Source organism: Paraburkholderia gardini (assembly GCF_907164545.1).
In the GTDB taxonomy this organism is placed as follows: domain Bacteria; phylum Pseudomonadota; class Gammaproteobacteria; order Burkholderiales; family Burkholderiaceae; genus Paraburkholderia; species Paraburkholderia gardini.
The window spans coordinates 1-18,015 of record NZ_CAJQZB010000050.1 but is presented as its reverse complement, the minus strand read 5'-3'; the positions used below and the strand labels follow the sequence as shown (position 1 = coordinate 18,015).

The following is an 18,015-nucleotide window of genomic DNA, read 5'->3' as shown; positions in this document are numbered from 1 at the left end:
CTGTCGTCGATGCCAGGCACGTGTTCGCTGAAAGCGGCGCCTTAGTGCGTGGCCTGCGGAACGTCGAGGATCAGGATGATCGTCCAGTCCGCGTCGCCTTCGTGATGGTACTGCCGCTCCGCGACGATAAACGGCTGCTGCTTGCCAGCCGGGCCGAGGAAGAGCACATCGCCTTCCATGGGCAGGCATTCGACCGGCGGTAACGCGAGAAACGCTTCCTGGCTGCCACGCGGCATCAGTTTTTCAATCTTGCGGGACGCTGCTTCGGTCCATTCGATGTCCAGCTCGATGTTGCTCATACTGTCCTCCGCACCAGGGTGCGCACGGGTTGGGATGGGTGGGTGCGCGACTTTAGCATACCGTCATCCACACGCCGGCAATAAAAAAGCCGAAGCCGATGACGCCGGCTTCGGCCTTCTCTCCTTGATGCGGCACGATCTTGCCGCGACGCCGGAGCAGACGTTATTCGGCCTTCGGGGCCTTCTTGTGCTTCATCGACTTGCCATGGTGGTGAGCCGGCATCGGCGCGCTTTCCATGGCTTGCTGCTTTGCCTGCAAATCTTGCGCACGTTGTTCGACGTCGGCTGCCTTTGCCGGATCGGTGCTCATCGTGACGCCGTTACCGGACTGCGCATAAGCCGCCGTCGTCAGCGCCGAAAGGGCAACCAGGACTGCCAGGGACGCTTTTTTCATTGCTACCTCCGTAGAGTGATTGATGGACCCGAGTAAAGCCTGTCCAGTCGGAAAGACACTGCATTCTAGCGAGCAATATCTGTTATCGCGGACCGCTCGTAACAGAATTGACAGTTCGTTACATTCAGTTACATACGACTCCGATCCTTGTCCTGGGTGGCCAGGGCAGTATCGATGCGATTCGCATGCGTCGGTCCGCAGGGCGTGCTCATATGGGTCCGCCCATTCGAGCAGCATTCTGCGTGCCCTGGTCTGATCAGAACCAGCCGATCGCACGATAGACGTGAAATTGTACAATTCCGATTAGTTCGTGCAGCGCGATGTCCGCGTTGACAAGGTTGATGTAGCGCGGCAGGACGCCGGGGTGTGCGCGACGCGTATTGGAAATAACTGGCTGCGGGAAACTGCCGAAACGGTGGAAGTCGAGCAACGCGCGTGGCATCTGATGCGCGGATGTCACGAGTATCGTCGAATCGTAATGTTCGCGTTGCAGAATGGGTACGACGAGCTTTGCATTTTCGTAAGTCGTGAGGCTGCGGTTTTCGAGCACGATATCGCTGCGCGCGACGCCGCGTTCCACGAGCCAGGGCAGATAGATATCGGCTTCGGCGGCTTCGTGCCGCTGTGGATTGCCTCCGCTTACGATGACATCGCAGTGCGTCGCGACGTGCGTGCAGTCGGCGTAGAGCGCGGCGGTTTTTTCGATGCGTGCGATGGCGTCGTGCTTCGGCATCAGGCGGCCGTTGCTGTCGTATTCGGTGCCGCTGCCAAGCAGCACGATCGCGGCGCGCCCGGAGAAAGTTGCGTGTGCAACCGGACTTGCTCCGCGCTCGGCCCATGCGAGAAGCGGCGCCGTCAGCCATCCGGACGAGAGCAGCCAGAAGAGCGCAAGCGCGATAATGAAAATGATCGAACGCTGCCGGCGCAAGAGCAGGAAAGCTGCAAAAAAAAGCGCCAATAAAGTGAATAGAATCAATTTAAATGGGGTAACGTATGACTTTCGGGACAATCTTCGCGCCTGCCATCGCACCGGTACGGATCGCATCGTCGGCACGGGGATAGAACGTCGGCAACGCGTTCGTACGGGGGTTCTGAATATAACAGGCAGCACCCGGTGGCAAACGGAACATCGGGAGAATCCGGTGCTTCGCCTCTCACCAGTGGCGCGGTGACAAGCGTTGCGCAAGTCGTGTCATGGCTGCACTTTAAGAAAGAAGTGAGATGACCACGTATTCCAACGAAGCGGTACTCGAAGCGCTAAGGCGGGCGCAATATCGCCAGGTACCCTGGGCCAGACGACCCGGTGTTTTCGAATATCTTCGCGCGCAAGGTCTCATGGAGACCGTTCGACAGCGCACGGTGGCGCCGGCGCCGGGCTTTCATGCCCCGGTCGATATCGCGGTGCTGACCGAGCGGGGCAGGGCAGAGTTCGCGCGACTCGAACGCGACGAGCGCTCACTGCAGTGGCATGCCCACCGGATGAACGACTACATCGTCATCACACCTGAAGCGAGCCCGGTCGTCGATCTCGAAGCGCGTTCGTAACCGCTACTGATTCGGCCCTGCGCGAACCCGCGCCGTGCGTCGGCGAGACCACCTTTCGCAAAAAAAAGCCCATATCGCGAGATACGGGCTTACCGGATTTGCTTCTGCCACGCTGTGCTTATGGCGTGGGTGAGACAGCGCTCATTTCGAAGTGGTTCCCGGCATTGTTCGCATGGTTCGCTCAGGATCGTAGCGGCGCCTGACGGTTATGAACCTGCTTCCTTCCAACGCGCGCCCATATCTTCATCCGGTTGTGTAAAACAGCCGCAATTTCCTGCGTGCCTGCTGGATGGAGAAGCGCTAACGCCTGCGCTGATCGTTGTCGCGCGATACGTCTGGCCGCTCGCGCGCGTTGCTCGCGATATCGCCGCGTAGATTGCCACGTGGGGCGGGCGGTGTGAAGCTGCGATCCGGCGTGTCGTTCTGCCCGGTTTTGAGGCTGGCAGAACGTTCCGGATGCCAGTTCCACATCTGCGGTCGTTCCTGGGCCAGCGTGCGTACGGCAAGTAATGAAACCACCATGCCGTACAGAAGCAGGGACACTGGTTTCATGATGGGCTCCCGTCAAGCCACCTGGTTCAGGCTTGTTTGCATACTCATACGGTATGCCTGGGAGCGAAAGCGCACTGTAAATAATGGTAAAGAGATGTTTCGCCAGCCGCTGAATACCGCGTAGGGATTGCGATGCGGAACCTGCGTTGGGAAACGCTATTCCCGGTGTCGGCAGGACAGAAGCGAAGCAGGAGAAAACGCCTTCACCCCCGCAGCGAACGAAGCGGAACCCATGCGCGAGACCTCGCAGATGCGCATCGGGCGCCCAAAGGCGCCCGATGGCATGGGGGTGGCGTCAGGCCATCTTGACCGGTGCGCGCCAGGATTCCGGATTGGTCCAGAAAGCGCCGCGCAGGCGGTCGCGGCTCGGCGGTGCGGGCGGCTTGGCTGCCGTCGCGCCGATGCGTCCGCGCAACGAAATTTCGCGGCCGCTCGTGCCCAGTCGCTTGACTATTTCGGCGAGCGTACCATCGGCTTGCCACTCGTCGAAACGACGGCGGCACGTGGGCGGTGACGGGTAGCGGCCCGGCAGTTTCGACCAGCCTTCACCGGTCGACAGCACCCACAGCACGGCATTGACAACCGCGCGGGCTTCCACGCGAGGACGGCCGCGTCGTTCGCTTCGTGCTGGCTCCGCACAAAACAACGCCTCGACCAGCGCCCACTCGTTGTCTCTCAAATCGTCGAACAGCATCATATTTTCACCTCAGCGAAGCTAACTCCGGTGCGCTGCCCCGCGCCGCGCACTCTTCATGCACCCAGATTCGGGTGCCAGGCGGGGTCGGGCTTGCCACGGCGTGTTGAGCGTCAATCCAGCGGCGAGGAGCGCCGACCCAGTGATCACCCTAATGCATGAAGCGTGCCATTGCCTCGACAAACGCTCCGGAACCCTGTGGCATCGGGCCAGCGCGGGCGCTAGCCAGGGGCGTATAAGAATCCAAAAAACCCATTCCGCAAATCGGGACAATCACCAATCTTGTGCAATCAAGCCCGCCCAGCGTGCGTCTGCGCTTTATTGCTGCATTGCAGCGAATAGTGATTTGTGCCTTTGCGCGTTCAGAAACAATACAATACGCATGAAAGACGTCAATTGATGAGGTGAATGGATGAATGTGACGCTGCGTCAGTTACGCGTGTTTATCGAGGTGGCGCGACTGCAGAGCTTCAGTCGGGCGGGCGACGAGATCGGGCTGACACAGTCGGCGGTGAGCCGGTGTGTGCGCGAACTGGAGGGGGAAATCGGTCTCAAGCTGATCGACCGGACGACGCGTGAAGTCCAGCTCACGGACGTCGGCGGCAATCTGGTGGCGAGCGTATCGCGGCTGCTCACGGATCTGGACGACGCGCTGCGCGAGATTCGCGAGATCGGCCAGCAGCGGCGCGGGCGGGTCGTGGTGGCGGCGAGCCCGACGGTGGCGTGCCGGCTGATGCCGCAGATCATCGCGAGCTGCGGGCGGGGTTTTCCGTACGTCACGCTGGGGCTGCGCGACGACGTACAGAGCGACGTGGTGCGCAAGGTGAAGTCGGGCGAGGTGGATTTCGGCGTCGTGATCGGGCCATTGTCCACGGACGATCTTATGTGCGAGCCGATGATGACCGATTCGTTCTGCCTCGTGTCGCGCAGCGATCACCGGCTGGCTGCGCGGCGCCAGGTCGCGTGGACGGATCTGGAGGGCGAACGGCTCGTGATGCTCGACTACGCGTCGGGCAGCCGGCCGATCATCGATGCCGTCATGGCCGAACACAACGTCACCGCTACCGTCGCGCAGGAGCTTGGTCATTCGGCGACCGTGTTCGGGCTGGTCGAGGCTGGTATCGGCGTGACCGTGCTGCCGTGGCTGTCATTGCCGCTGCCGGCGAATTCGTCGCTCGTGGCGCGACCCCTGGTGCCGCGCGCGGAGCGGACGGTGGAACTGGTGCGCCGCCGGGACCGGTCGCTGTCGCCCGCGGCCGAGGCGGTCTGGGGATTGATCCGCCAGTTGCCCGCACGGGCGGAGGATTTGCGGTAACGTTACCGCCGTCGCGAACCGCTTCACCGATAACCAGACAGCACAATGACCGAACTGCATTTGCACCAACCTTCAGCCCCTGATGCCCGGGATGCCGTCCGGGCGCTGCGGCCCTCGCAGATCCGTGAAGTGGCGAATGCCGGATTTGGCATCGAGAACGTACTGCCGTTCTGGTTCGGCGAATCCGACCGGGTGACGCCGCAGTTCATCCGCGATGCGGCCAGCGCCGCGCTTAACGATGGCGCAACCTTCTACACGCACAATCTCGGCATCGCACCGCTTCGGGAGGCGCTTGCAGGGTACGTGAGCACGTTGCATGGCGCGACCCCGGCGGGACACGTCGCCGTGACGAGCGCCGGCGTGAACGCGCTGATGCTGGCCGCGCAGCTGGTGGTCGGCGCGGGAGACCGCGTGGTCGCCGTCACGCCGCTCTGGCCGAATCTCGTCGAAATTCCCAAAATCCTCGGTGCGCACGTCGACACCGTCGCGCTCGATTATGGCGCGGATGGCTGGACGCTCGATCTGGAACGGCTGCTGGCGTCCCTCACGCCGGACACGAAGCTGTTGATGATCAATTCGCCGAATAATCCGACCGGCTGGGTGATGACGCGTGAGCAGCAGCGCGCGGTGCTCGGGCATTGCCGTCGTCACGGCATCTGGATCGTCGCCGACGAAGTCTACGAGCGCCTTTATTACGCCGATGACGCCAGCGGTGCCCGCGCGGCACCGTCGTTCCTCGATCTCGCGACACGCGACGAGCGAGTGATCTGCGTCAATTCGTTTTCGAAAGCGTGGCTCATGACGGGCTGGCGGCTCGGCTGGATCGTCGCGCCGGCCGCGCTGATGGATGATCTCGGCAAGCTCGTCGAGTACAACACGTCCTGCGCGCCGTCGTTCGTGCAGCAGGCCGGCGTGGCCGCGATCGGGCAGGGCGAGGCGTTCACGCGGCAACTCGTCGCCGATCTGCACGCTTCACGCGATCATCTGGTGCGCGCGCTTTCATCGATAGCCGGTGTCGACGTCAAGGCTCCGGCGGGGGCGATGTATCTGTTCTTCTCGCTGCCGGGTGCAAAACAGAGTCTCGAACTGTGCAAGGCGCTGGTCCGGGAAGCCGGGCTTGGACTGGCGCCAGGCAGCGCATTCGGTCCTGAAGGTGAGGGCTTCGTGCGCTGGTGCTATGCCTGCGACACGGCGCGCCTCGACGCGGGGGTGGAGCGCCTGCGACGCTATCTGACAGCGCGCGGCGGCCGTTGACAGCCGCCGGACATCGGCGGGACGGACCTTCTGGCGGCCGCATGGCCGGCATTTCGCCTTTACGCTTCGATTTTTTTTGCGTAAGATGGCGCTCAGTCACGCGATTCCTTACGGGAATTTCGCTGCTCCGTCCGGCTGGGTTTGGCTCGATTAGCCTGTTTCGCCTCCCCCCGGTGCGTGCTCCCATCAATATGACCGATCAGAATCGGGCGAGCGCGTCTTCAGTTCCAAATCGTCTGTCTGATCCGGTTCTTTGACCCTAACTCATAAGGTCGACCTGGCTGCATGAATACCCAAGAGGCGAAAATCGTCCTCGAGACTGCCTTGATCTGCGCGCAGGAGCCGTTAAAGCTCGGCGAGCTGCGCAAGCTCTTTGCCGACGGCGTGTCGGCAGACACGGTTCGCACGTTGCTCGAAGACCTGAAGCTGGACTGGTCGGGTCGCGGGGTGGAACTGGTCGGGCTGGCGTCCGGCTGGCGCTTTCAGAGCAAGCCTGCAATGCGCTCGTACCTGGACCGTCTGCATCCCGAGAAACCGCCGAAATATTCGCGTGCGGTACTCGAGACGCTCGCGATCATCGCCTATCGTCAGCCCGTTACGCGCGGCGATATCGAAGAAATCCGTGGTGTGACGGTGAACACGCAGGTCGTCAAGCAGCTCGAAGATCGTGGCTGGATCGAAGTGATTGGTCATCGTGATGTGCCGGGGCGCCCGGCGCTCTATGCAACGACGCGTTCGTTCCTCGATGACCTGGGGCTGAAGGCGCTCGACGAATTGCCGCCGCTCGACGATCCGTCGGCGCAGCTGAACGCGAATCTGCTGGGGCAGCGCGCAATCGAATTCGCCGATGGCGAAGCCGCCGCGGGTGAGGCGACCGATGCGGATGCGGTCAACACGAAGCCTGTTGAAGATGCGATGGAAACGTCCGGTGCGTCCGATGCGGATGTCGATACACCGCATGTCGAAGCAGCGCATGCTGAATCGGGTGACGCGACCAGGGCGCACGCAAACGTAGAAACCGGCCCGGCGGACATCGGAACCGAGGCAGCCGGCGATGCGTCGCACGTGTCTGCGATGAACGGAGAAGGTCCGCTCGCGAGTGCCGATGCCAGTGTCAGTGCCGAAGGGCAACCGCTCGCGGCGCAAGCCGATGAACACACGCATTCTGCCGAAGCGCCCGACGAAGTACATGCCGATGCGCACGCGCAACCGGCTGAGCCGCTCGCCGACGCAGATGTGGAACCGAAAGCCGGCGATGCCTCGGGTATCGCCAGTCATGCAGAAAATCAGGATATGGCCTCCCAGGCCGATCCCGCAATACCCGCGCACGGCTCGGGCGAACTCCGCGAAACGGAGCACGCCAGTGAGTCGAACCCGACACGTGCGGCACACGACGATCAGGAAGATCGTGACGATGCCGCGCGGGACGCAGGCCTCCTGACCGACGACGAAACCGAATCGCGCAGCGCCTGACGTAACCGAACTTTTGCCGCGCCCGCAATGGGCGCGCGCGACCTGACATTTTGAGGTTGTTTTGACACATACCCACGACACCGATTCGTCCGAATCCGAGCGCGCCGTGAAATCCGCGCGTCCCGACGAGACGCGCGAATCACAGGCAACGGCCGGCGAAAGCGATCGCACGGGCGACACCGCGGGCGCCGACGGCGAAGACCGTCCGCGCCGCGGTCTGCGCCGCGGTCCGCGCAGCCTGATTGCACGCCGCCGCTCAGGCGCCAGGGCGAAGGGCGCGGAAGGCGCGCCGGCACAAGGCGAGCCGGTCGCAACCGAAACGCCGCCGGACGGCGAGGTGGTCGCGCAGCCGCGCCCGCCTCGCAAGGAAGGTGGTCCGCGGCAAGGTCAGGGTCAAGGCCAGGGTCAGCGCCGCAATGCAGGCGGCAAGCGGCCTCAGGCGCCTCGCGACGGTGCGCCGCGCGAAGGCGGTCAGCGCCAGCAGAATCGCCGCGGCGAAGCGTCCGTCGCAGCAGTCGCAACCGATGCTTCCACGGACGATCTTTTCTCCTACGTGACCTCGCCGGCGTTCGACGCCGACAACAGCACGACTGGCGGCGTACGCGCGCCGATGGTCCGTGGCCGGGCCGCCGCGCCGAAACGCGTGCTCTCCCCGGACGATGACGCGCCGAAGCTGCACAAGGTGCTCGCCGAAGCCGGCATGGGTTCGCGCCGCGACATGGAAGAGCTGATCGTCGCTGGACGGGTGTCCGTCAACGGCGAGCCGGCGCACATTGGCCAGCGCATCATGCCGACCGACCAGGTCCGCATCAACGGCAAGCCGGTCAAGCGCAGGCTGGCGAACAAGCCGCCGCGCGTGCTTCTCTATCACAAACCGACCGGCGAAATCGTCAGCCACGCAGATCCCGAAGGCCGCCCGTCGGTGTTCGACAAGCTGCCGCCGATGAAGACCGCCAAGTGGCTCGCGGTCGGCCGTCTCGACTTCAACACCGAAGGTCTGCTGATGCTGACCACGTCGGGCGATCTGGCGAACCGCTTCATGCATCCGCGCTACAGCGTCGAGCGCGAATACGCGGTGCGCGTGGTCGGCGAGCTCGCCGAAGGCATGCGTCAGAAGCTGCTGCACGGCGTCGAACTCGAAGACGGCCCGGCGAATTTCCTGCGCATCCGCGATGGCGGCGGCGAAGGCACGAATCACTGGTATCACGTTGCGCTCGCCGAAGGCCGGAATCGCGAAGTGCGTCGTATGTTCGAGGCGGCTGGGCTGATGGTGAGCCGCCTGATCCGTACGCGTCACGGCCCGATCTCGCTGCCGAAGGGTCTGAAGCGCGGCCGCTGGGAAGAGCTCGAGGACAATCAGGTGCGCAGCCTGATGGCGTCGGTTGGACTCAAGGCGCCGGCTGAGGAAAAGGGCGGTCGCAACGGGGCGCCGGAGCGCCGTCAGCCGGATCCGATGCAAACGTCGATGGGTTTCATCAACCGCGAGCCGGTACTGATGTCGCATGCGCGTCTGACTGATCCGGCGCCGCGCGGCCAGGGCCGTCGCGGTGGCGCTGGCGGCGGCTTCGGTGGTGGCTTCGGCGGCGGTGCGTCGTCGGGCTTTGGTGGAGCGGGAGCCGGTGGATACGGCGGCCGCGGCACGGGCGGAGGTCGAGGCACAGGCGGCGCAGGCGGTGCCGGTGGTGGTCGAGGCGGCAATCCGGGTGCGCGCGGTGGACGCGATATCGATGGTAACCGTGCGCCCTCGGGTAACGGCGGCAATCGTGCTGCGGGCGGCGGCGGTGCGAATCGTGCCGGCAGCGGCGGCGGGAATCGCACGCCGGGCGGCAGTCGCGGCGGCAATGCCGGTGGCGGCAACGCGGGCAATCGCACGGGCGGTAGCCCGAATGCGGCCGGTAATCGGGGCGGCCCGCGCGGTACACCGCGCAACCGCACACGCGGTCGCTGAAGCGCCGGATGAATCGTGCGTCGCGCGGGCGGCTGACCGCCGTCGACGCACGCAACCCGATGCGCTGGTCGTGCGGTCGCGGCGGGCTTCGCTAAAACGCGGGGGAAACCGTGAAATTCCTGTTAAAACAGGCTTCAGCAGGCGTTCTGCGGGTATCGCGGGTTTGCATTTGTCCCGAAAAATGCTAGAATCGCGAAGTCGCTGGGTGTGCGGTTTTTCGTGTGCGACTCAGGTGCGAGCACCTGGCAACAAGATGATGGGCGTTTCGCCCATTTTTTTTTGCCAGTGCGTTTTTGCATCCCGGGTAACACGAACGCGCGCCGGCTTTGCGCGCGGCCCGCAGGTGTGATCGTTGGGGCAACCTGGTTGGCAACCCGCTGGCCCGCCGCGCGAACATCCTGGAGGGCACTGTGCAACTGACGGAACTGATTGAAACCACGGTCGTGGGCCTCGGCTACGAGCTCGTCGATCTCGAGCGCACCGGGCGCGGCATGATGTGCGTGTATATCGACCAGCCGGCCGGCATCGCAATCGAAGACTGCGAGAAGGTCACGCGTCAGCTCCAGCACGTTCTGACGGTCGAAAACATCGATTACGAGCGGCTTGAAGTGTCGTCGCCCGGTCTCGACCGTCCGCTGAAAAAACTGGCGGACTTCGAACGCTTCGCTGGCAGCGAAGTGGTCATCACGTTGAAAAAGCCATTGGACGGACGGAAATCGTACCGGGGCATCCTGCATGCACCCGAGGGCGAGACGATCGGTCTGGAATTCGAAGGGAAGGAAGGTGCCGCGATGCTCGATTTTACAGTCGCGGATATCGACAAGGCACGCCTCGTCCCCCAAGTTGATTTTAGGAGCCGCAAACAATGAGTCGCGAAGTGTTGATGCTGGTGGATGCGCTGGCACGCGAGAAGAACGTCGACAAGGACGTGGTTTTTGCCGCCCTTGAGGCGGCGCTCGCTTCGGCCTCCAAGAAACTCTTCGAAGAAGATGCGGACATCCGCGTCCATATCGACCGTGAAAGCGGTGAGCACGAAACGTACCGCCGCTGGCGCGTGGTGCCCGACGAAGCGGGTTTGCAGGAACCGGATCAGGAAATCCTGCTGTTCGAAGCACGCGAACAGAAGGCCGATATCCAGCTCGACGAGTTCATCGAAGAACCGGTGCCGTCGATCGAATTCGGTCGTATCGGCGCGCAGGCCGCCAAGCAGGTGATCCTGCAGAAGGTGCGCGACGCTGAACGCGAGCAGATCCTGAATGACTTCCTGGAACGCGGCGAACACATCATGACCGGCTCGGTCAAGCGCCTCGACAAGGGTAACTTCATCGTCGAAACCGGCCGTGTCGAAGCGCTGCTGCGCCGCGACCAGCTGATTCCGAAGGAAAACCTGCGCGTCGGCGACCGGGTTCGCGCGTATATCGCAAAGGTCGATCGCACCGCGCGCGGTCCGCAGATCGAACTGTCGCGCACCGCGCCCGAATTCCTGATGAAGCTGTTCGAAATGGAAGTGCCGGAAATCGAGCAGGGCCTGCTGGAAATCAAGGCGGCTGCACGTGATCCGGGTGTTCGGGCGAAGATCGGCGTGGTTGCCTACGACAAGCGCATCGATCCGATCGGCACCTGCGTGGGCATTCGTGGTTCACGCGTGCAAGCCGTCCGTAATGAGCTCGGTGGCGAAAACGTCGACATCGTGCTATGGTCGGAGGATCCCGCCCAGTTCGTGATCGGCGCGCTCGCGCCGGCAGCCGTCCAGTCGATCGTCGTCGATGAAGAAAAACATTCGATGGACGTCGTCGTGGACGAAAACGAACTCGCGGTCGCAATCGGCCGCAGTGGCCAGAACGTGCGTCTTGCCAGCGAACTCACCGGCTGGCAGATCAACATCATGACGCCGGACGAATCTGCACAAAAGCAGAATCAGGAACGCAGCGTACTGCGTGACCTGTTCATGGCGCGTCTCGATGTCGATGAGGAAGTAGCCGACATCCTGATCGACGAGGGCTTTACGAGCCTCGAAGAGATTGCCTATGTGCCGCTCAACGAGATGCTCGAAATCGAAGCCTTCGACGAAGACACCGTGCATGAATTGCGCAATCGCGCCCGCGACGCCTTGCTGACGCAGGCGATTGCGAACGAAGAGAAGGTCGAAAACGTAGCGCTCGACCTGAAGAGCCTTGATGGCATGGACGCCGACCTGCTCACGAAGCTGGCCGAACACCAGATCCAGACCCGCGACGAACTCGCGGAACTGGCGGTGGACGAGCTGACCGAGATGACAGGTATGGAAGAAGAGGCTGCCAAGGCGTTGATCATGAAGGCCCGTGAACACTGGTTCCAGTGAAAATGACCATGACCCACTGACCTGAAAGCGGCCGTCAGGCCGCATGACCCGATGCTAACCGCAAGGAATCGGTCCTTGCATTAAGAGGAATGAATGGCGAGTAACAACGTAGCCCAATTTGCCGCGGAACTGAAAATGCCTGCCGGCGTGCTGCTCGAGCAGCTGCAGGCGGCGGGCGTCACCAAAGCGAGCGAAGACGATACCCTGTCCGAAACGGACAAGGCGCGTCTGCTCGACCACTTGCGCAAGTCGCACGGTTCGACTGATGCCGACAAGCGCAAGATCACGCTGACGAAACGGCACACGTCGGAGATCAAGCAATCCGACGCGACGGGCAAAGCTCGCACCATTCAGGTCGAAGTGCGCAAGAAGCGCACGTTCGTCCGCCGTGACGAAGCGGCTGGCGAAGGCGGCGATGCATCGAACCATGTGGCTGAGGATGTCGCCGAGGTCGATGACCTCGAACTTCAGCGTCGCGAGGAAGAAGCGCGGCACGAAGCCGAGCTGCTTGAAAAGCAGGCGCAGGAACTGAAGGCCCGTCAGGAACAGCTCGAGCGCGAAGAAGCAGAGCGCCAGGCACGCGAACAGGCGGCCGAGGCGGAGCGTCGTCGCGCGGAAGAGGATGCTGCGAAGAAGCGCGCGGCGGTTGCTGAAGCGACTGCGCGTGTCGAAGCGGAGCAGGCGGAGGCCGTTCAGGCCGAACGCCCGTCCGAGCAGGACGACGAACGTGCCGCCGCGGAGCGGGCGGCGCAACGCGAAGCCGCGAAGAAGGCGGAAGACGCAGCGCGTCAGGCTGCTGAAAAGACGCGCGCCGAGCAGGAAGAAGTCAGCAAGCGCCGCGCGGCGGCCGAAGCCGAAGCGCGTGCGATCCGCGAAATGATGAACACGCCTCGCAAGGCGCAGCAGGCCAAGGCGCCGGAACCGGCGCCAAAGGCCGCTGAGCCGGCGAAGGCCGCCGAAGCCAAGGGTACGCTGCACAAGCCGGCGCGTCCGGAGGGCGCCGCAACGGCCCGTCCGGCCGCGAAGAAGCCTGCGGCTGCACCGGCCGCGACGGCGGCGCCGTCCTCGGTGGGCGACAAGAAGAAGCCGGGTGGCGGCAAGGGCGGCTGGCAGGACGATGCAGCGAAGCGCCGTGGCATCAAGACGCGCGGCGATTCCAGCGGCGGCGTCGATCGCGGCTGGCGCGGCGGTCCGAAGGGCCGTGGCAAGCATCAGGACCAGAACACCACGTTCCAGGCACCGACCGAACCGATCGTACGCGAAGTGCACGTGCCGGAAACGATTACGGTGGCCGATCTGGCGCACAAGATGGCCGTGAAGGCTTCGGAAGTCATCAAGTCGATGATGAAGCTTGGCCAGATGGTCACGATCAACCAGATGCTGGACCAGGAAACGGCGATGATCATCGTCGAGGAACTGGGCCATCACGCCGTCGCGGCGAAGCTGGACGATCCGGAAGCGATGCTCGTCGAGGGCGAAATTTCCGATGCTGAAGCGTTGCCGCGTCCGCCGGTCGTCACCGTCATGGGTCACGTCGACCACGGCAAGACCTCGCTGCTCGATTACATCCGTCGCGCGAAGGTTGCGGCGGGCGAAGCCGGCGGTATTACGCAGCACATCGGCGCGTACCACGTCGAAACGCCGCGCGGCGTCATCACGTTCCTCGACACGCCGGGCCACGAGGCCTTCACGGCCATGCGTGCCCGCGGTGCGAAGGCAACGGACATCGTGATTCTGGTGGTGGCTGCCGACGACGGCGTGATGCCGCAGACGAAGGAAGCGATCGCCCACGCGAAGGCCGGCGGCGTGCCGCTCGTCGTCGCGATCAACAAGATCGACAAGCCGGATGCGAATCTGGACCGCGTGAAGCAGGAACTCGTCGCGGAAGGCGTCGTGCCGGAAGAATACGGTGGCGATTCGCCGTTCGTGGCAGTGTCGGCGAAAACCGGTGCGGGTATCGACGACCTGCTCGAAAACGTGCTGCTGCAGGCCGAAGTGCTGGAACTGAAGGCACCGATCGATGCGCCGGCCAAGGGTCTCGTGATCGAAGCGAAGCTCGACAAGGGTAAGGGTCCGGTTGCAACGATCCTCGTCCAGTCCGGCACGCTGAACCGCGGCGACGTCGTGCTGGCTGGCAGCGCCTACGGTCGCGTGCGTGCCATGCTCGACGAAACCGGCAAGCCGACGAAGTCAGCGGGTCCGTCGATTCCGGTTGAAATCCAGGGTCTGTCGGAAGTGCCGCAGGCTGGCGAAGAAGTCATCGTCATGCCGGACGACCGCAAGGCGCGTGAAGTCGCACTGTTCCGTCAAGGCAAGTTCCGCGACGTCAAGCTGGCCAAACAGCAGGCCGCGAAGCTCGAGAACATGCTCGAACAGATGGGCGAAGGCGAAGTGCAGCACCTGCCGCTTATCGTCAAGGCGGACGTGCAGGGCTCGCAGGAAGCACTGGTCCAGTCGCTGCTCAAGCTCTCGACCGACGAAGTTCGCGTGCAGGTCGTGCACAGCGCGGTGGGTGGTATCAGCGAATCCGACGTCAACCTGGCAACGGCTTCGAAGGCAGTCATCATTGGCTTCAACACGCGTGCGGATGCGCAGGCGCGCAAGCTCGCGGAATCCAATGGCATCGACATTCGCTACTACAACATCATCTATGACGCAGTGGATGAGGTGAAGGCCGCGATGTCGGGCATGCTGGCGCCGGAGAAGCGCGAGGTGATCACCGGTATGGTCGAAGTCCGTCAGGTCTTCAAGGTACCGAAGATCGGCGCGGTGGCCGGCTGTATGGTCACGGACGGTGTGGTCAAGCGTTCGTCGTCGGTGCGCGTGCTGCGCAACAACGTCGTGATCCACACCGGCGAACTCGACTCGCTGAAGCGCTTCAAGGACGACGTCAAGGAAGTCCGTCAGGGCTTCGAATGCGGTATGTCGGTGAAGAACTTCAACGATATCGTCGAAGGCGATCAGTTCGAAGTCTTCGAAGTCACGGAAGTCGCGCGTACGCTGTAAGTCAGGCGTAGCGCTCGAAGGGCGGAGCGGGCGCTTGCCCGGCTCCGCCCTTTGTTTTTGCGTCGGTGTCTGCGTGCGTATTCAGGTCGCGGCGGGTCATTTCATTACCCCTGCCGTTCCGGCCTGAACGCAACGCAGCCGACAAACCGGATCACGGATTCACCATGCCTAAAAAACGTTCTTCTCCCAATCGCAACGTGCAGATCGCCGATCAGATCCAGCGCGATCTGTCCGAGCTGCTGCGCGAAGTGAAAGACCCGCGCATCGGGCTCGTCACGTTCCAGAGCGTCGAATTGACGCCGGACTACGCTCACGCAAAAGTGTTCTTCACGACGCTGACGGGCGATCCGCAGCAGACGCAGGACGCGCTCAATCACGCGGCCGGCCATCTGCACAACCAGCTGTTCAAGCGCTTGCATATTCACACCGTGCCGACGCTGCATTTCCACTACGACAAGACGATCGAAAAGGCCGTCGAAATGTCGCGTCTGATCGACGAAGCGAACGCTTCGCGCGCCAAAGACGAGTGAGCCCGCGTTCTTCACTCAAGCCAGCGTTCGATTGATATGACTGCACCACAACGCCCGCGCATTGCGCGCCGTGCGCTCGACGGCGTGCTGCTGCTCGACAAGCCCATCGGCCTGTCGAGCAACGACGCGCTGATTCGCGCCAAGCGTCTCTATCTTGCGAAGAAGGCGGGCCATACGGGCACGCTCGATCCGCTCGCATCCGGCCTGCTGCCGCTGTGTTTCGGCGAAGCGACCAAGTTCTCGCAGGATCTGCTCGAAGCCGACAAGACGTATGAAGCGACGATGCGTCTCGGCGTTCGCACGACTACTGGCGACACCGAAGGCGAAGCCGCGGAAACGCGCGAAGTTTTGTGCGACGAGGCCGCGGTGCTCGACGCAATGGTGCGTTTTCGCGGCGACATCGTCCAGATTCCGCCGATGTATTCCGCCTTGAAGCGCGACGGCAAGCCGCTGTACGAATACGCGCGCGCCGGGCAGGTGGTCGAACGGGAAGGGCGCCAGGTCACGATCCACGTACTCGAACTGATTGCGTGCGCGTTGCCCGACGTCACATTCCGCGTCACGTGCAGCAAGGGCACCTACGTTCGTACGCTGGCCGAGGACATCGGCGAAGCGCTCGGTTGCGGCGCGCACCTGGTGGCATTGCGCCGGACGGGTGTCGGCGTGTTGACGCTCGAACATGCGGTCACGCTCGATGCGCTTTCGGACGCAGCAGAATCGGAGCGCGACGCCTGGCTGCAACCCGTCGACGCGTTGCTTTCGACGTTCCCCGAAGTGCAACTCGACGCTGAAGCCACGCGACGCTTTTTGCACGGCCAGCGTCTGCGGCTCGACGAACTGGCTATCAGCGAGGACGTGCTGAAGCAGTCGCCGCGCATGCGCGTGTATGGCGAAGGCCGGCTGCTTGGTGTCGCGAAGGCGGCCGACGGCGTGCTCGCGCCGGAGCGGCTCGTCGTGACCGCCGCGAACTGAAGCGCGAGCCGCGCCTCACAACGAAAAAAGCGGTGCCGCGTGATTGATCGCGGCACCGCTTTTTTCATTCCGCGACGCATCGATTACCGCGTCGCGGATAGACGAACCTCAGTGCGCGGCTGCCGCCGCGGCACCCGCGTCGCCGCCGGCGCGCTCCGGCTTCGTGATCCAGATCAGCGCGATCAGCGCGACAAAGATGCCGGCCGAGACGTAGAACAGGTCGTTCACGCCAAGCTGGGCGGCCTGCTGCGTCGCCATCGCGTTGAAGAGGCCGTACGCCTGCGGCTGGTTGAACCCGGCTGCGCTGAACTGCTGCATCGAATGATCGAACACCGGGTTGTAGACGTTTGCCTGTTCCGAGAGTTGCGCGTGATGCATGATTGTCCGGTGATCCCAGGCCGTCTGGAAAATCGACGTGCCGATCCCGCCGCACATGATCCGCACGAAATTCGACAGGCCCGACGCGGCCGGAATCCGGTTGCCCGGCAGGCCCGACAACGTGATCGACACCAGCGGAATAAAGAAGCCGGCCATGCCGATGCCCTGGATCAGCGTTGGCGCGAGCAGCGAAAACGTGTCGACGCCCGTCGTGTAGCGCGAGCGCATCCAGAAGCACAACGCGAACACGAGGAACGACGCGGTCGCGATATAGCGCGGATCGGTGCGCGGCAGGAACTTGCCGGTGAGCGGCGAGAGCAGCACCGCGAAGAGCCCGACGGGCGCCATCACGAGCCCCGCCTCGGTCGCGGTATAGCCGATGTCGGTCTGCAGCCACAGCGGCAACAGCACGAGATTGCCGAAGTACAGGCCGTAGCCGATCGACAGCGCGACGGTGCCGCCCGTGAAGTTGCGCTTCGAGAAGAGCGACAGGTCGACCACCGGATGCTCCGCCGTCAATTCCCAGACGATGAAGAACGCGAGCGCGATCACGGCGGTGAGGGCGAGCACGACGACCGTCGTCGACGAAAACCAGTCGAGATCCTTGCCCTTGTCGAGCATGACCTGCAGCGAGCCGACCCACGTGATCAGCAGCGCGAGACCGACGCCGTCGATCGGCGCCTTGCGGATGACCGAGTCGCGGTTGCGAAAGATCGCCCACGTCGCCGCCGCGGCCACGAACCCGACCGGAATGTTCACGTAGAAGATCCACGGCCATGAGATGTTGTCGGAGATCCAGCCGCCGAGAATCGGCCCGGCCACCGGCGCGATCAGTGTGGTCATCGCCCACATCGAGAGCGCCATCGGCGCCTTGGCGCGTGGATAGCTCGCGAGCAGCAACGTTTGCGACAGCGGAATCATCGGGCCTGCAACCGCGCCCTGCAGCACGCGCGACGCGAGCAGGAACGGCAGCGTCGGCGCGAGCCCGCACATCCACGACGAGATCACGAACAGGATGATCGACGCCATGAAGAGACGCACCTGGCCGATGCGATCGGTGAGCCAGCCGGTGAGCGGCACCGAGATCGCGTTCGCCACCGCGAACGACGTGATCACCCACGTGCCCTGATCCGACGAGACGCCGAGGTCGCCCGAAATCGACGGGATCGACACGTTGGCAATCGACGTATCGAGCACGTTCATGAAAACCGCGAGCGAAACGGCGATCGTGCCGATCACCAGTTGCGCCCCCCCCCCCCGCGGGGGGGGGGCAGGGGCCCGAGCCCTGAAACCATTTTAAATAATTCTTGTGTT

15 protein-coding genes and 1 pseudogene are annotated in these 18,015 nt (G+C 63.4%); 10 read left to right on the top strand and 6 right to left on the bottom strand.

Going from position 1 to position 18,015, the window contains the following annotated elements; translation table 11 throughout:
• Positions 1–41: 41 nt before the first annotated feature.
• From LPA37_RS25390 to LPA37_RS25380, 3 genes are all read right to left on the bottom strand, one after another.
• Positions 42–299 (bottom strand): DNA-binding protein, encoded by a 258-nt coding sequence (locus tag LPA37_RS25390; RefSeq protein ID WP_228982715.1) that lies wholly within the window; start codon positions 297–299, stop codon positions 42–44.
• Positions 300–462: 163 nt separating this feature from the next.
• Positions 463–693 (bottom strand): hypothetical protein, encoded by a 231-nt coding sequence (locus tag LPA37_RS25385; RefSeq protein ID WP_228982717.1) that lies wholly within the window; start codon positions 691–693, stop codon positions 463–465.
• Positions 694–949: 256 nt separating this feature from the next.
• Positions 950–1,669, bottom strand: coding sequence for a YdcF family protein (locus LPA37_RS25380; RefSeq protein WP_228982719.1), 720 nt, complete (start codon positions 1,667–1,669; stop codon positions 950–952).
• Between the two features lie 245 nt (positions 1,670–1,914).
• Here LPA37_RS25380 and LPA37_RS25375 point away from each other — a divergent pair, with 245 nt between their 5' ends.
• On the top strand, positions 1,915–2,238 hold the full coding sequence (locus LPA37_RS25375; RefSeq protein ID WP_228982720.1) for a hypothetical protein: 324 nt from the start codon (positions 1,915–1,917) through the stop codon (positions 2,236–2,238).
• A 300-nt stretch (positions 2,239–2,538) separates the two neighbouring features.
• On the opposite strand, the gene LPA37_RS25370 is transcribed toward LPA37_RS25375, so the two are convergent.
• Positions 2,539–2,790, bottom strand: coding sequence for a hypothetical protein (locus tag LPA37_RS25370; RefSeq protein ID WP_229014021.1), 252 nt, complete (start codon positions 2,788–2,790; stop codon positions 2,539–2,541).
• A 298-nt stretch (positions 2,791–3,088) separates the two neighbouring features.
• Positions 3,089–3,484, bottom strand: a pseudogene (locus LPA37_RS25365) (transposase); the annotation flags it as partial.
• Between the two features lie 412 nt (positions 3,485–3,896).
• On the opposite strand from LPA37_RS25365, the gene LPA37_RS25360 reads away from it, so the two are divergent.
• The 9 genes from LPA37_RS25360 to truB all read left to right on the top strand — a co-directional run bounded on the left by LPA37_RS25360 (position 3,897) and on the right by truB (position 16,323).
• Positions 3,897–4,799, top strand: a complete 903-nt coding sequence (locus LPA37_RS25360; protein ID WP_229014020.1) for a LysR family transcriptional regulator — start codon at positions 3,897–3,899, stop codon at positions 4,797–4,799.
• A gap of 45 nt (positions 4,800–4,844) precedes the next feature.
• Positions 4,845–6,053 carry a pyridoxal phosphate-dependent aminotransferase gene (locus LPA37_RS25355; protein ID WP_228982723.1) on the top strand — a complete coding sequence of 403 codons (1,209 nt, stop codon included), beginning with the start codon at positions 4,845–4,847 and terminating at the stop codon, positions 6,051–6,053.
• Between the two features lie 285 nt (positions 6,054–6,338).
• Positions 6,339–7,526 (top strand): SMC-Scp complex subunit ScpB, encoded by a 1,188-nt coding sequence (gene scpB, locus LPA37_RS25350; protein ID WP_229014019.1) that lies wholly within the window; start codon positions 6,339–6,341, stop codon positions 7,524–7,526.
• Between the two features lie 61 nt (positions 7,527–7,587).
• Positions 7,588–9,474, top strand: a complete 1,887-nt coding sequence (rluB, locus tag LPA37_RS25345; RefSeq protein ID WP_229014018.1) for a 23S rRNA pseudouridine(2605) synthase RluB — start codon at positions 7,588–7,590, stop codon at positions 9,472–9,474.
• A gap of 410 nt (positions 9,475–9,884) precedes the next feature.
• Positions 9,885–10,343 (top strand): ribosome maturation factor RimP, encoded by a 459-nt coding sequence (gene rimP / locus LPA37_RS25340; RefSeq protein ID WP_228982733.1) that lies wholly within the window; start codon positions 9,885–9,887, stop codon positions 10,341–10,343.
• Positions 10,340–11,815, top strand: coding sequence for a transcription termination factor NusA (gene nusA, locus LPA37_RS25335; RefSeq protein ID WP_228982729.1), 1,476 nt, complete (start codon positions 10,340–10,342; stop codon positions 11,813–11,815). Before rimP ends, nusA begins: the two co-directional genes overlap by 4 nt.
• A gap of 93 nt (positions 11,816–11,908) precedes the next feature.
• On the top strand, positions 11,909–14,821 hold the full coding sequence (gene infB / locus LPA37_RS25330) for a translation initiation factor IF-2 (protein ID WP_229014017.1): 2,913 nt from the start codon (positions 11,909–11,911) through the stop codon (positions 14,819–14,821).
• A gap of 164 nt (positions 14,822–14,985) precedes the next feature.
• Complete coding sequence (gene rbfA, locus LPA37_RS25325) at positions 14,986–15,351, top strand: 30S ribosome-binding factor RbfA (RefSeq protein WP_228878171.1); 366 nt, start codon at positions 14,986–14,988, stop codon at positions 15,349–15,351.
• Between the two features lie 36 nt (positions 15,352–15,387).
• Positions 15,388–16,323, top strand: a complete 936-nt coding sequence (truB, locus tag LPA37_RS25320) for a tRNA pseudouridine(55) synthase TruB (RefSeq protein WP_229014016.1) — start codon at positions 15,388–15,390, stop codon at positions 16,321–16,323.
• A 108-nt stretch (positions 16,324–16,431) separates the two neighbouring features.
• On the opposite strand, the gene LPA37_RS25315 is transcribed toward truB, so the two are convergent.
• Positions 16,432–17,943 carry a DHA2 family efflux MFS transporter permease subunit gene (locus LPA37_RS25315; protein WP_267478197.1) on the bottom strand — a complete coding sequence of 504 codons (1,512 nt, stop codon included), beginning with the start codon at positions 17,941–17,943 and terminating at the stop codon, positions 16,432–16,434.
• Positions 17,944–18,015 lie beyond the last annotated feature (72 nt).